Origin of the sequence: Mesorhizobium tianshanense (assembly GCF_007830515.1) — a bacterium.
Classification (GTDB): domain Bacteria; phylum Pseudomonadota; class Alphaproteobacteria; order Rhizobiales; family Rhizobiaceae; genus Mesorhizobium; species Mesorhizobium tianshanense.
The window spans coordinates 21,672-34,872 of record NZ_VLKT01000044.1; the positions used below are offsets into that span (position 1 = coordinate 21,672).

Here is a 13,201-nt window from a genome sequence, read left to right on the forward strand (position 1 = left end):
CTATCAACCGGTCCTGCGGTCGTCAGGCGTGGGATCCTAGATCGCCATGGTGTCCCTATTCGCATCGAGCCCCACCAACTCCTCCCCCAATGCAGCGATTACGGCTGCGACGCGATTGCGGACGCGTGGAGGAAGCTGCATCAGCACCTCGATCAGTCGCCGGCCTTCCGCGCTGGCGATAAAGTCGATGCGCTCATCGACCGGCAGAGGCGAAGCGCTGCGGCTGGCCTCGTCATTTCCGGGAAGGCCTTCGAAAAAGCGGCTGACAGGGACGCCAAGCGACGTTGCGATCTCGTAGAGTGTGGATGCGCTTACGCGGTTCCTGGCGTTCTCGTATTTCTGGATTTGCTGGACGCTGATACCTATGGCTCGCGCAAGCTGAGCTTGCGATACGTCCGACTGGACGCGAACGATCGCGATCTGCCTGCCGACATGATGAACTGCACTATGTGAGCTGGCGGCAATCGGTCTTCGGTCGTATTTCGTGGCCCTCACTCGATAGCACCAAACCTCGCTCTGCCACGCGGCAATGTCCGACTGCCCCCTGTTGCGCGAGGAACTACGCAAGGAAGTAGATCGCTTCTAGAGCGTCCCTCTGATACTCACCGAGAGCGCTGCTCAAACTGCAGCCGATCTGCAGCCGCCTTGATCACGAAAGCGCATTCCTGGCACGATCGAGGGCACGTTGGAGTTGTCAGATTTGACCTTAGATGGCACTGGCCGGCCTGTCATATCCACTGCGAAGACGTGCCAAAAGCAGCATGGCTGAACAAATGGAGGCAAGCCGACGTGTGGCAGAAAGACATTCTTGTGTTGCCTGACGATCTGATTGCGTTCGCCTGGTCTGCGCCGATGCGGGACTTGGCGGCGAAGCTCGAACTGTCCGACGTCGGGCTGAAGAAGCTCCTGAAGCGATGCGGGGTTGCGTCGCCGCCGCAAGGCTATTGGAACAAAATCCGTGCCGGAAAGAGGGTGCCAGCACTACCCAAGGCGCCACCGCGGCGCCCCGGTGAATTGGGCCGGGCAAGTGTCGACGCTCGCTTCAAAAAGGTCCTGCCAATTGCAACCCCTCTTCCATCCAATGGGCCATTTGCATCCGCGTTGGTTCCAGAAGACCTCGACGAGCTCCACGCACAGGAATTGCAGGCGATTGGCAAAGTTTCCGTCCCGCAGAAGTTGGACAGGCCTCACAAAGGGCTCGTTCAAATGCTCAAGCAGGAGCAGCGTCGCCGCGACAAAAATGCAGGACGCGAGTGGACCTTTGACGAGCCCAAGTTCGACAATCCACTAGGCAAGCGGCGGCTGAAAATCTTCAATGCGTTGTTTTCGGCGCTGAGCAAGCGCGGCCATGACGGTGACGCTTACGAGCACGATGGCGAAATTCACGCGCGAGCAGCCATCGGCGACACCTATCTTGGTTTGGACATTGGAATAGCCGGCAGCCACCGCACCGTGCGTCAGCATGGGTACCTGCGGCCGGCGCCAGACCTGCCAGCATCAACCCCGCTTGCCCTGCGGATCGATCCGGGTTTCGACCGCAAGAATACAGTTTCTTGGCAGGATGACGGTGACGCCAAGCTTGAATCGAGGATCGCGGAGATCGCGGCTGCCATCATCGTGGCGGGCGAGAAAAAGTTTCGCCTTGGTCTGCGGGAAGCCGAGGAGCGTGCAGAGCGGGAGCGGATTGAAAGGAGAAGCAGCGCCAGGAATGGCTAGTCCAACTCAACCAAAAGCGCCTGCAGAACCTGCGGACCAGCGGGGAGCTGCTGCGTCAGGCTGAAGACATTCGCGCGCTTGTTGAGCGCGTCCGTCGCGCGATCGATGATGGTTCGGCTGATATCGATGCCTCGGCGTTGGAAGCATGGCAACGTTGGGCACTCGCAGAGGCAGACAGGATCGATCCAGTGCGGTCTGGTCAAATTTTAACGCACCTCAACGAGCCGTCGTTATAGTAAGTCGGCGACGCGTTTCTGGCGGAAGAATATCGCAAGGCGGCAAACTTGCTCCTCCAACAAAGCCGACCCCGCAAACCTTTGACACGCGCGTCGTTAAGACTGTGGGCAATCCATGCGATCGAACTCTATCTGACCGCGCTGATGCTCCACTAAGGGCGGTGATTTCACGACGTGCCATTTCGCTCTCCGAGCCAAAACTTGATGCGCCTCAGAGATTAGCTGCCCTCGCCCGCCTCGCCGCTGGCGACAGCCGCTCGAAGTGGCTGCCGCATTCGGCGTCAACGAGAGCACGATCGGCAGGATTAGCCGCCCAATGCCTTGAACAGAAACGCGGTGACGCCAAGCCCAAAGGTCGTCACCAAAACATTCTGGAGGGATGCCAGCAAAGGGCTAGGGTCCCCGGTGGGGCAGAACATCGCGATAGCGATGGCAGCCACGCCGCAGAACAGCGTTAGCGCGACACATGCGAGCATAAGTTTCGGATTTTCGTTCATCAGACTCCTCTTTCTGGTCGGAGAAGCCTGATCGAGCAGGAACTTTCCCCGACCGCTTTTTAACGGTCGTTCGAAGTTCCTGGTCGCTCCCCTGTCGGCCATAATGCCGGTCAATCAACCGGTCCAATCATAGCGCCAGAAATGGGTCTAGAGTGAATAGGGTAGTCTCGCCGCATTGCCTCGATAGGGGAAGTGGGAAACACGGTGCGGGCAGAACCCGAAAGCCAAATCTAGGAACCGCCACGCCGATTCGCAAGCCCGAAAAATCAATTCACCATCTTCGTCAGCAGTTCGGTCAGCTTCGGATCGACCTGGCCGTCGCGGTCTACATCATTGCCCGCGATTTTCCGGTTCGGCAGGTCAATGATGAGGTGGACGCCTAGGCGATAACCGTAGTGGTAATCGGGGTCCGGACTCATCTGTAGCGTCAGTAGCCACTATCCAAAATGCAGGGCACGATCGGGGCCGGAATCCGACCGTCCGGTTTCGGGCGTGGGAATTATTTAGCTGCCCTTGAGCGCTGGTCGACCCCCAGCCGCCGGTTCTCGTCCTCAAGGCACTTTCAGTTGATTGGGCATCCGACCTCCATGCCGCCATAGCAGCTACGCCGATTGAAGAAGGTCACGCGAGATGCCGGCTTGCGGCACAACTCCGCCTTCGGCACGGCTCTTCGTCATCTCCGTCTCTTCTTGATGGAGTCCAGTTTAAACCGAGCGCATCTGGGGCGGGCAACGTCACCCAGGCCAGAGCTACTACGCCAAAAAGGGTGGATTCGCCACCTTTCAGCCATAATTGAACTGGAAACGGATACACAGAGTGATTGTATTGACATTACAGTTGGTTACGAGAATATTTTTGCAGGCGAATTTTCTTGCCAAGATGGCCGCCTTCCATACACATACCCGTGGGGCGTCGATTTCACCAACTTAATGGAGAGGTGTGTCGATGTCCGAACCCAAGATTTCAATTCGTATCGCAAAGTTGCTCGATGGCAGCGCCGAAGGCCGGTTGGGCGTAGTTGCGTTTGTCGTCATCGTTCTGGCCGTCATCATTGTGAGTGCAGTCACATGATACGGCTGCGGGCTTTTGATGTCTTCCAAGGTCGTAAGGTCTATTGCGTCTGCCTAACTAAAGGGTACTGGAGCCCGGATTTCTATGCCGTCACCCAAAAATTGCCCTCAGCGTTTAGCGCTGTTAATCTGTGGCTCAAGAAGCATAGCAGCGAAGCGAGATTCTACTCGCTAATCGGCAAGGTCTACTATGAGTTCTATTTTACGGATTTCATGGCATATCGCTTCCTGAGGGAGCGTGTGCAGCTTCTATATGGCTCACCTGAGCCATACCTGAGGTATTCGGTTCACACGGTGGCGAGGTTTATGTATCGCGTGGATGACTACGCTCGTCTAGTTCAACACCTTGGATATGAAATAAATTACACCGACAAACGAATGTCGGCGGAGCGGGATTATAGTATTTCACTCGGCTATGATAATCCCCAACCTGCGCGTTTCCGATATCTCTATTGGAAATTTCGGCAGTAAATTTGTATCGCAGTTTCACAATGGAATCGACAGTCATAGCGTGAACTCTGCCTGCCCACGCCCTTGGCTACGTGGTGGTCTTTCCGGATAACCGGGGTACGATGCTGTCCGTGCTGAAATCGAGCATCGAGCATCCCCGCAACGATCAAGGCAGGACGCGGCAGCGGGCAATAAGGTTCACGGATATCTCGGCGAACATCAGCATAGGGGCGGTCAATATCGTCGGCAAAAGAACGTCCGAAAAGGGCTGTTGGCGGCTTCGTCGTGGGAACGAAAAAAGAAGAGAAGCAGAACTTTCGCGTGCGTTTTTTGCACACAACATCCAGTAACTACCTGATTTTACTTAAGAATCTATCCCATCCATCATTGAACAGACATGGATCTCATGGCCGTGTCGCCGATTTCTCGCCAAAGCTTCCATTCGCGCGATCGAACCGCTGCAGACATTGCCATTCTCCGGGAATTGGCCAAGATCGGATCATGCCACCTCCTGATCGGTGGCGCGATAGATGCCGTAGCCGACCCTAATGAGCAGGCCCTCGTCGCACATTCGGGCCAGATAACAGCGGGAACTCCAATGTCAGTTAGGTCGCACGTTCGCACTTCACCCTTTTCGCGGGCGAGTGCGACAGCACGTTCTCTGAGGGATGGCTTCGGCCCGGCGGCCAATCGGATGCGCTCAGCCCGCTCGCGGTCGCGCTTTCGAATCTTGATAGTTGGCTGTGGCGTAGTTTCGAGGGGGATCGGCAGTTCATAGTTCACAGTTTCGTTCAGCCCGCGGAGGAGAGCATTCCTGCCGAAAGTACCGATCGCGAGCATTGGGCAGAATGCCTCTTCTAGAGCAAACGGCACCATTGCCGTTGTCACGACACGCTGGGCCCGCTCCTTTGCCGTCCGACGGTCCAGGAAATCCCCTCCCCGCGTATGATCCCGGACACCTCCTTGCCGATTTGTCGGTCAAGCACAGGCCGCCATGGCACCATTGTGAACTCGCGCGATTTCTCGATGACGGCGTATTTTCCGCTGGCGAGCTCGACGGAGCGGCGGAGCGTGCCTTCTATTCGCTCTCCAGTCTTGGCTTCAGCATATGACAGACCAAGTTCCTGCGAAATTTGGCCGGCGACACGGTTCAGCTCGCGCTGGCGCAGGATCGAAAGCATGTTGGCGCGGTAGACGATCTGGTCCTGCTCTTGACTCGCGAGGCCTTGCGCGATCAACCACTGCCGCCGGCGGGCTTGCGCCTCCCGCACCTCACGGCAGAAGCCCGAGCTGTGCAAAGTTTCAGGTCTATCAGACACCAACTCTCGGTCGATCCATGTGGCGCCGTCGAAACCGATCTGTTGCTCCAGCGTCAATGAGGAGAGCTTCTCGACCGTGACAGGCTCGACCTTGGCCCGCTGACGCACGTACTCAGCGACCCGCTCGAGATGATCCGGCGCGATAACCCAGGTACCATCCGGCTCGCGCTCCACGCCGCCAGTCGTGCGGCGGATCGCTTCAAGGCGCCGGACGTGCGTTTCGGCAAAGGGTTCGGTGGCGGAAGGATCATGCCTCAGATGGATATCGATGTTGTAGCGGCCATCATGGGCGGCGGCGATCTCGGCGACGGTGCGGTCGACTTGCCGGGGTTCAGTGTTCCTCGGCGTGACACGCATGATGCAGCCGTCGGACGTCGGTTCGGTGGCCTCGCCTTTGCCGATTTCGATGTAATGGGTTCTGCCATCCACGCCATCGACGATGAGGTAATGCCGGTCGTTGATCTCGGCGGCTAGTCCGCGCGCGACAACGCGGCCAATAACAGGTTGGGCGGACTCTTCACGTCGATCGTGGACAGCATAATCGGCCGCACTGCGGGCGAGTCCCTTGCCTGTGAGTTCGCGGTGCATGATCTTGATGATGTCGCCCCGTTCGCCGATGCGGCGCAGTGTGAGCTCAAGATCAGCGTTCAGACGCCAACGGCCGGGATTGATCTCCTCGGCGAGGCCCAACCGCTCCAGCTTGCGCAGGCGGCCCTGGTGCAGCGTCTGGCGAAAGGCGTCGCGGCCGTCCGGCGACACTAGTCCGTCGTGCTCGCGCATGCTGAGCAGCTGCCGGTCGATGCTGGTGAAGCGCTCCTGCTCCATTTCCTGGCGCAGGCGCTGCTCGATCTCGCGGTCAGTTCGGGGTCCGAGGTCGAGGCTTACCAGTTCGGCCGCCCGCTCTCGCACGCCAGAGGAAATGTACTCGCGCGCGATGACGAGATTCTCGCCGCGGTCATCCTTGCCGCGGACGATGATGTGGGTGTGGGGATGGCCGGTGTTGAAATGATCAACGGCGACCCAATCGAGCCGGGTGCCGAGGTCCTCCTCCATCTGCGCCATGAGGCGCCGCGTGAGCGGCTTGAGGTCGTCATACTCGATGCCGTCTTCGGGTGCGACGATGAAGCGGAACTGATGCCGGTCGCCGCCGGCACGATCGAGGAAGGCCTTGCCGTCGACGCGGTCACTGTCTGAGCCGTAGAGCCTGCCGGGTTCACCCTCCCGGGTAACACCGTCGCGCTGGACGTAGCGCAGATGCGCACGGGCTCCGTCCATGCCCTTGCCGGCCAGCCTGATGATGCGCGCCTTCACCATCACCCGGCGCTGACGAAAGGCAGCATACCTGTCGCGCGATTTGAGCAGCACAGCCGCCGCGCCGCCACGCCCTGTCCGGCTTCCGCTGAAGCGCCCGCCGCGCAGGGGCTTGCCGCCGGCTCTGTTGATCGCCCCCCGAATCTGGGCCGCGTAGCGTTTGCCGGCTTTCGAGCCGCGCGACCCAATTTTGCCGAGCCTCGGCCTGAACTCGTCATCCTTCACGCCAGCCTCCCGGATAGTTGTAGCGAGATCAGGTGTTTGCGTACCGCAGCCTCCAGGTGCCGAGGGCAGCCTCCTGGAAAAACGATGTGCAGACAGACACTTGACCGCCTCCTGGAGGCGGTACCTTTATCTTGCCTTACCGCTCGCCTTACCGCTCGCCACACCGCTCGCCACTTCCGCCCGCTACGCCCTCCCCTCCCGGACACCCCCGCCCCGCACATCGCTAACGATCCGGCTTGTTCGGCCGCGCACCACCCTTCCCGAGCGGCACGAAGAGATCGCCGTTGCTTTCGCCGGCGCGAACACCATCATGGAGGAAGAACAGCGAGCGTCCGGAAGGAGCGTTTTGCTTTTTTGGAGCGACAGATTCGCCTTTGAACTCGTTCATGTCGGCGGCCGACACCCCCGTCGCCTTGAGCTGTCTGAGATAGGCAACGGTCTCTTTTGGCAGCGGCTTTCCGCGCTTCAAATGGTCTTCGTAACGCTCCGGTCCGGCGTTATAGGCGGCAAACAGGCCAGGGAATCCGAAACGGACATACATGGCGCGCAGATAGGCGGTTCCGGCCAGGATATTGTCGCGCGGATCGTGCGGATCGGTGCCCAGACCGTGCTCGACGCGCAGCTCCTCATAGGTGCCGGGCATCACCTGCATGAGGCCCATGGCGCCGGCGCGTGAGGTAATGGGGCGGCCGTCGAGCGTGGTCTTGCCGCTGCTTTCGGCATCCATGACGGCGTGAATCCAGGCCTGGGGAATGCGGAAGCGTCTGCTTGCTTCCGCTGTGAACTCCTGCCATCGTTGAAGCTGCGGACTATGGGAGATGTCGACCGGCTCAGCGCCGGTCGAGGCGGAACAGGCGCATGGCGCAATGGCGATCATGCCGAGCATCAGGAGGGTCACTCGGTCCATAGCGGCGCGAGCCTCCCGATGATATTTGCGGCCGGCACCGGCCCGAAATAGCGGCTGTCGAAGGAGCGATTTTTGTCGCCGCCGAGCAGGAAGACCTCGTGATCAGCGAGCTGTCGACATTCGTTCCACCATGGCAGCGAACGGCCTTGGCCGTCGGTTGCGAGACGATGTGCGACGATCTCGCCGCCAATGATGATCGCGTCGTTGAAGGCGCAGACATGCTCGCCGGGCAGCGCGGCAAGGCGCTTGACCAGCGGAGTATTGCGGGGCAGATAGCCGCGTTCGGCGGCGAGATCGGAAACCGATTTTGGCGGGTGGGCGAGCACCAGATCGCCGCGAGCCGGTGATCCAGCCGCGATGCGATAAAGGCCGACGTGCGCGCTTGCCGAGGCGTTCCAGACCAGCCAAGGCGATGGTCTAACGAAGGTGGCAAAGCCGACCAAGGCCAAGCCAATCGCGGCAGTGGTGATCACTTTGCGTGCTCGGACGCGCCACAGACGGCTGCCGATCAGACGGATGGAAGGGCGCCGGCTCATGGGCGGCCTCCCTCGCCGGCGGAGCCGCAGCTGGCCTCGCCATCCTCGGAGCGCAAGTCCTGCGGGTGTCCCTTCGACCAGTCGTCGAGCTCGTCGATGTGATAGCGGACATAGCGGCCATGCTTGCGGAATTTCGGGCCGTTGCCGGTCAGCCGCATCTTTTCCAGCGTGCGCTGGGAGAGCCCGATATAGAAGGCGGCTTGCGCGGTGCTGAGAAACGGACTGCCCTTCTTGGCGCGGGCCGCGCGTTCGTTTTCGTCCATGATGATCCTCGTTTCGCTCAGGAGAAGCGAAGGCGAGGATCGGCGAGCAAGGTCGTCTCGGGGACGGGCGAAGAGTCGGGGGACGAGTTTTCGCCGCCCCTTTGGGCGGACCTGCTTCGCAATGACAGAGCCCCGCGCCGCTTGCGGCGCGAGGCTCGAGTTCGGCCGTTCAGTCGACGGGGTTCCAGATGATGGCGTAGGTGTCGTCATCGTCCTGGCCGGCGGCGCGGCCGAGATTGGCGTAGAGCTTGCGCGGACCAAACTCGGGGGCGGCGATCGACAGGCTCACATAGTCCTTGCCGGAGGTCTCGCCGGTGCGCATCCAGCCCGCACCCACTTCGACGCCTTGCGTCAGCACCCGGAAGTCGGGATGGTTGTCGGCGCTCTTGGCCTGATTGGGCACGATGTCGATGTCGGCGCGGACGCTGAGCGTCTTGAGCTGGCCCTTGTAGCCGCCGTTTTCTTGGCTGGTGACGTAACCGATCGCGGTCATTTGAAGTCTCCTTTTTTGCTGTCGCCGGGGACCATTCCCCTGCGATGGCGGACCGTGATGGGCGCGTCCGGACCGCCCGAACCCGAACAGGGCCGCAGCGGCAGCGGAGGACCCGAGCGGGCAGCTTTTTTGAAGCGAAGCGGCGCGAGGAAGCCGCCGCAGGCGGCGGGGAAAAAAGCTGGCGGCGAGGGTTTCGGGCGATCGGACCCGCCCATAGGTCAACAAGCCAGCCGCAGGGAAATGGTCCTTGGAGACGCGTGGAGACAGGTCGCGCTGTCCGGTGACACGACAAGGAGGCGGCGTGCGGGTGTCGGGTTTGCGAAGCGCGGATGCCGGTCCCACATCGGCAGATGTGCCCATGCTTCTGGCGCCCTCAGCAGCAAACCGGCGTGATACAGGGCTGCCGAATGGCGTCGATTTGGCGTCGGGATTTCTCGCGCGGTGCGCGCCCGAAAGACGGTCAAATGCAGCCGGCGCCGCCCGCGAGGGGCGTCAAGCGGCGGCACTCGAAAGAGCCGCCGCTCGGCGTGATTGACTCATTCGGAGGCGAACAACGCCTGCACTCTGGCCCACTGATCGGCGGTGCGGAAGCCGCCTCGATCCGTGTAGCTTTCAACCGGGAATTTCATCCAGCGCGGCAGCCAGGCCTCGACTTGTCTGCGGCCGTTTTCGCCCGAGAGGAAGTCGCGGATGATCTTCTTTTGCGTCTTGACCTTCTCGGCGACATTGCCGTCGGCGACATGCTTGCCGCCGACATCGGCGAGCATCGAATTGGCGATTTCCTTGTCGCGCAGCAAGTCAAAGAAGGCGTCATCCGGTTGCCACCATGCGCCCATGTCGACATTCAGATGGTTGCCGAGCGCCTCGATGACGGCGTTGCCGGCTTCGAGTGTTTCGGCCATGACGATGGCCAAAACGCGCATGACGTCATCCTCGGAGAGAGCCAAAAGCCGGGCGAAGACGCTCGCCGTGGCGAAGGCGTCGCCATTGCCGCCGGCGACCCTGCCATCCTCGTCCGGCACGGCGAGCAGGGCCAGAACCTCGCGCCGCTTTTCGGCGAATGAGGCTTCGGCCTTGCAGCCTGCAACGCTTGCGGCCACCGTCTCGTTGGCCGCGCGTTGCGGCTCGGGCCGCACCTGCCACAAGCCCGAACCGGCGATGGCGTGCGCCACCATGAGGCGCAGGGCGACGCCCGGACGGTCGAGCATGGCGGCGCGCACGGCGGCATGGCGATGCAGATCGACATAGTTCTGCATCGGGCCGGTGAGTTCCGGACGCGACGGCTTGTCGGGCGTTTCGGGATTCTCGCCGCCCTCGCTGTTCTCGCGGGCGCGCCGGGCTTCCTTGCGCGACAGCCAGCCCTCGTGACACTCGACCGCGCCGCGATGCGTAACCGCAATGAAGACCTTGCCGCCCTTCTTCCTGGGCGTCTTTTCGTGGTCCCATGAATGGAAATGCTGCCCCGGTTCCAGCACGACCACCTCACACCATCCGGCTTCCAGATAGGCGTCGCGTTTGGCGGCAATCGCCTCGTTCTGCCTTTGCCAGAACAGGTCGGCATCGGCGAAATAGCTGTCCTCGCCGAACAGATCGGAGACGGTCAGGCCGGGATAATCCTCGATGGCAAACAGCGCCACCGTGGTGGAAATCGACTGGCCGCCGAACAGCCACTGTTTCAGCTGGTAACCGCGCGGCGCGTATTGTTCGGGATCGGCAAACAGCGCCAGCCAGTCCTTCTGCTGCGCTTTCGAGGCCATGGTGAGATAGCGCGCGGTCTCGGCGTCGATCTCCTCGCGCCGATAGGCTTCGCGGATTTTGGGCAAGAGGTCGCCTAGCGCCAGAATGCGTTTGACCATCAGCTCGGTGATGCCAAAGGTCGCGGCGATGTCGGGAACGGTGCGACCCTGGCTGATAAGCCGCGAAAACGTCTCCCATTGCGAGACTTCGTCGGGATCGAGCCGGGCGATGTTTTCGATCAGCGAGGCCTCGAGCGCATCGGCGTCGTCGCCGTCTTCCATGATGGCGCAGGGCAAAGGCTCGGCCTCGCCGCGCTCATCGGCGACAGACTTCGCCGCGAAATAGCGCCGCCGTCCGGCAACGATCTCGAAGCTTTCAGGCGATCCGTTGGGCCGCACCAGAAGCGGCACAAGGACGCCGCGCGCGCGGACGGACGGCAAGATGTCGGAGATATCAGGCGCGCGTTTGCGGTGGCGCATGTTGACGGCGGAAATGTTCAGTCGGTCGAGAGGAATGTGGGCAAGCTGCATGGTTTTGCTCCTTCGCTTTGGTTGAGGTTGTCCCCGCCGCAGAGGCCGAGGGCCGGCGCGGCGGGGACGGTTTTGCGCCTATCGACGCGCTGGTTCCGCCGCGTCGGGCGGAAGCTCGGGATCGGGGTTGTTTGAAAGGGCGCCTACTGCCTGTCGCAGAAGCCGCTCGGCCTCGGTGATGTGGCCGGCGATGCGCGCCGCCTCGGCATAGACGGAGAGCGGAAACCGCGCCTTGAAATAGAGGTCGCGCTCGATGCCGAGACCAAGCCGCCCCTTGACGCTTTCAAGCTCGGCAAGGCTGACGCTGCCGAGTTCCGGATATCCGAAACCGAGGTCGCAAAGGCCGAAGAGTGTGTCGCCGTCGGCGTCGAGTTCGGTCAGGAGCCAGGTCGCCGGCCCGGTTGGGTCGAACAGTTTCACCACGGGGGCATGGTCGGTTTCGGTGTCGGCTGCGCCATTGGCGAGAAGCCGGGCGCGCAGTTCATCGGTGATCAGGATCATGGTGATAGCTCCTCGTCAGAACAGGTCGAGGTTGGTTGCGCGCGGCTTCTGCGCCGCGCGCGGGCGCATCGGCGCGCCGATCAGAAGGGCAAGCGGAGCGCGCATGGTGAGCGGGCGGACGCCGTGAATAGGCGTCTGCTCGCCTCGCCTTGTCGTTTCGCTCTGGGCATGTCGGGATCGCGCGCTCATGCCGCGATCTCCCGGAGGTCCGCGCCTTCGGCATCGGCGTTACGGCCAAGCAGGAAATCGGCGGCTTTGGAGGCGTGGCTGGCGGCGCGGAAGATGGCGCGGTTGTCCTCGCGCAGCACCTTCATCCATGAGCCGATATAATCGGCATGACGCACGGTCGGCTCGATGCCGAGACTGCTGCAGACGAAGGCGGCAGTGATTTCGGCGACCAGTTCCTCGCGCGCGTAGGTCTTGGAACCAAAGGAACCGGAGAGGTCGCGCGCAAGCCGCGTCGGGTGGCCGGTCCAGTGACCAAGTTCGTGAAAGCAGGTGCGGTAGTAGTCGATCTGGTGAAGGAACGCCGGCTGCGGCGGCACCTGAATGGTATCGCTGCCCGGCATGTAGAAAGCGCGGTCGCCGCCGATCCTGAAATCCGCGCCGCTTCTGCGGATAAGAGCCTCGGCCTGCGGGACGATCTCGCGCTCGGGCAGCGGCTCGGCGGCGGCATGGAGATGTTCGGGCAGGTTATCGCACTGCGCGACATTGAAGACGGTGAAGCGCTTCAAAAACGGCACGGCCTGTGGTTCGTCGCCATCGGTCTTTGCGCGTTCTTTTTCGTCTTTGGGAACAAAGCGGTCGGCATGCACGATGGTCGTGCCGCGCTCGCCCTTCCTGACATTACCGCCAAGGCCAAGCGCCTGCCTGAAGGTCAGCCAGTTCTGGCAGGGGTAGCTGCGCTCGATGACCGCGCCCCACAGGATCAGGATATTGATGCCGGAATAGGCGCGCTGGGTGGCCGCGTTCCTCGGCAGGCCAAGGCCGGCCTTTGCGCTCCCCCATGGCTTGACCCATGGCACGGTGCCGCGCTCCAGTTCGGCAATGATGCGGTCGGTGATCTCCTGATAAAGGCTGGCGCCCGAGCGCCCGCCCTTGCCTGCGCCAGCCTTTCCGCTGGCGGAACGCTTACTATTTGCACGCATCGTTTTATCCTCCTCTCGCCAATCGCGCGCCTTTCCCCGGAAGCGGGGTGGGCGGCGAGTCGCGACCGGAAAGGCCCGCCGTCGAAGGCGGACCGCATCCGAAGGACCGGAACGAAGAGGAGGACCCGAAGCCTGAGCGAAGGGTTGCGGGATGCCGCGGCGGGCCTAGAAGGGAGAGCCGCCCACCGCGCGCCGCCGGGAAAGGCCAAAAGACAGACCGCGCCGGCCGCCTGGCCGGCGACCGTCAGCAGCCGACAGGCTG

The 13,201-nt window shown here is 61.8% G+C and carries 15 protein-coding genes; 3 read left to right on the forward strand and 12 right to left on the reverse strand.

Annotated elements, in window-relative coordinates:
* Positions 1-36 precede the first annotated feature (36 nt).
* Entirely contained in the window at positions 37-495 is a 459-nt protein-coding gene (locus IQ26_RS28260) for a helix-turn-helix domain-containing protein (RefSeq protein ID WP_240547273.1), read from the reverse strand.
* A 294-nt stretch (positions 496-789) separates the two neighbouring features.
* On the opposite strand from IQ26_RS28260, the gene IQ26_RS28265 reads away from it, so the two are divergent.
* Positions 790-1,716 (forward strand): hypothetical protein, encoded by a 927-nt coding sequence (locus IQ26_RS28265; protein WP_240547274.1) that lies wholly within the window; start codon positions 790-792, stop codon positions 1,714-1,716.
* A 541-nt stretch (positions 1,717-2,257) separates the two neighbouring features.
* Here the strand turns inward: IQ26_RS28265 and IQ26_RS28270 are convergent.
* Both IQ26_RS28270 and IQ26_RS39260 read right to left on the reverse strand, forming a co-directional pair.
* A complete protein-coding gene (locus IQ26_RS28270; RefSeq protein WP_145721650.1) occupies positions 2,258-2,449 on the reverse strand; it encodes a hypothetical protein in 192 nt (63 codons plus the stop codon).
* 266 nt (positions 2,450-2,715) lie between these two features.
* The gene (locus tag IQ26_RS39260) at positions 2,716-2,868 is read right to left on the reverse strand and encodes a hypothetical protein (protein WP_156090960.1); all 153 of its coding nucleotides are present in this window, start codon (positions 2,866-2,868) and stop codon (positions 2,716-2,718) included.
* 526 nt (positions 2,869-3,394) lie between these two features.
* Between IQ26_RS39260 and IQ26_RS41130 the strand changes: the two genes are divergently transcribed.
* Both IQ26_RS41130 and IQ26_RS28275 read left to right on the forward strand, forming a co-directional pair.
* Positions 3,395-3,520, forward strand: a complete 126-nt coding sequence (locus IQ26_RS41130) for a hypothetical protein (protein WP_276316445.1) — start codon at positions 3,395-3,397, stop codon at positions 3,518-3,520.
* A gap of 571 nt (positions 3,521-4,091) precedes the next feature.
* Positions 4,092-4,319 carry a hypothetical protein gene (locus IQ26_RS28275; RefSeq protein ID WP_145721651.1) on the forward strand — a complete coding sequence of 76 codons (228 nt, stop codon included), beginning with the start codon at positions 4,092-4,094 and terminating at the stop codon, positions 4,317-4,319.
* 534 nt (positions 4,320-4,853) lie between these two features.
* Here the strand turns inward: IQ26_RS28275 and rlxS are convergent.
* The 9 genes from rlxS to IQ26_RS28320 form a co-directional block, all read right to left on the reverse strand.
* Positions 4,854-6,824 carry a relaxase/mobilization nuclease RlxS gene (rlxS, locus tag IQ26_RS28285; protein ID WP_145721652.1) on the reverse strand — a complete coding sequence of 657 codons (1,971 nt, stop codon included), beginning with the start codon at positions 6,822-6,824 and terminating at the stop codon, positions 4,854-4,856.
* 223 nt (positions 6,825-7,047) lie between these two features.
* Entirely contained in the window at positions 7,048-7,731 is a 684-nt protein-coding gene (locus tag IQ26_RS28290) for a lytic transglycosylase domain-containing protein (protein WP_145721653.1), read from the reverse strand.
* Positions 7,719-8,267 (reverse strand): signal peptidase I, encoded by a 549-nt coding sequence (gene lepB / locus IQ26_RS28295; protein ID WP_145721654.1) that lies wholly within the window; start codon positions 8,265-8,267, stop codon positions 7,719-7,721. Before lepB ends, IQ26_RS28290 begins: the two co-directional genes overlap by 13 nt.
* Positions 8,264-8,530, reverse strand: a complete 267-nt coding sequence (locus IQ26_RS28300; RefSeq protein WP_208760229.1) for a helix-turn-helix transcriptional regulator — start codon at positions 8,528-8,530, stop codon at positions 8,264-8,266. Before IQ26_RS28300 ends, lepB begins: the two co-directional genes overlap by 4 nt.
* Before the next feature lie 169 nt (positions 8,531-8,699).
* Complete coding sequence (locus IQ26_RS28305; RefSeq protein WP_145721655.1) at positions 8,700-9,023, reverse strand: DUF736 domain-containing protein; 324 nt, start codon at positions 9,021-9,023, stop codon at positions 8,700-8,702.
* Between the two features lie 536 nt (positions 9,024-9,559).
* Positions 9,560-11,290, reverse strand: a complete 1,731-nt coding sequence (locus IQ26_RS28310; protein ID WP_145721656.1) for a ParB/RepB/Spo0J family partition protein — start codon at positions 11,288-11,290, stop codon at positions 9,560-9,562.
* A gap of 78 nt (positions 11,291-11,368) precedes the next feature.
* Positions 11,369-11,791, reverse strand: a complete 423-nt coding sequence (locus tag IQ26_RS28315) for a DUF2958 domain-containing protein (RefSeq protein ID WP_145721657.1) — start codon at positions 11,789-11,791, stop codon at positions 11,369-11,371.
* Between the two features lie 15 nt (positions 11,792-11,806).
* Positions 11,807-11,980 (reverse strand): hypothetical protein, encoded by a 174-nt coding sequence (locus tag IQ26_RS39265; protein ID WP_156090961.1) that lies wholly within the window; start codon positions 11,978-11,980, stop codon positions 11,807-11,809.
* A complete protein-coding gene (locus IQ26_RS28320; RefSeq protein WP_145721658.1) occupies positions 11,977-12,939 on the reverse strand; it encodes an ArdC family protein in 963 nt (320 codons plus the stop codon). The genes IQ26_RS39265 and IQ26_RS28320 overlap by 4 nt, the downstream gene beginning before the upstream one ends.
* Between the last annotated feature and the right edge of the window lie 262 nt (positions 12,940-13,201).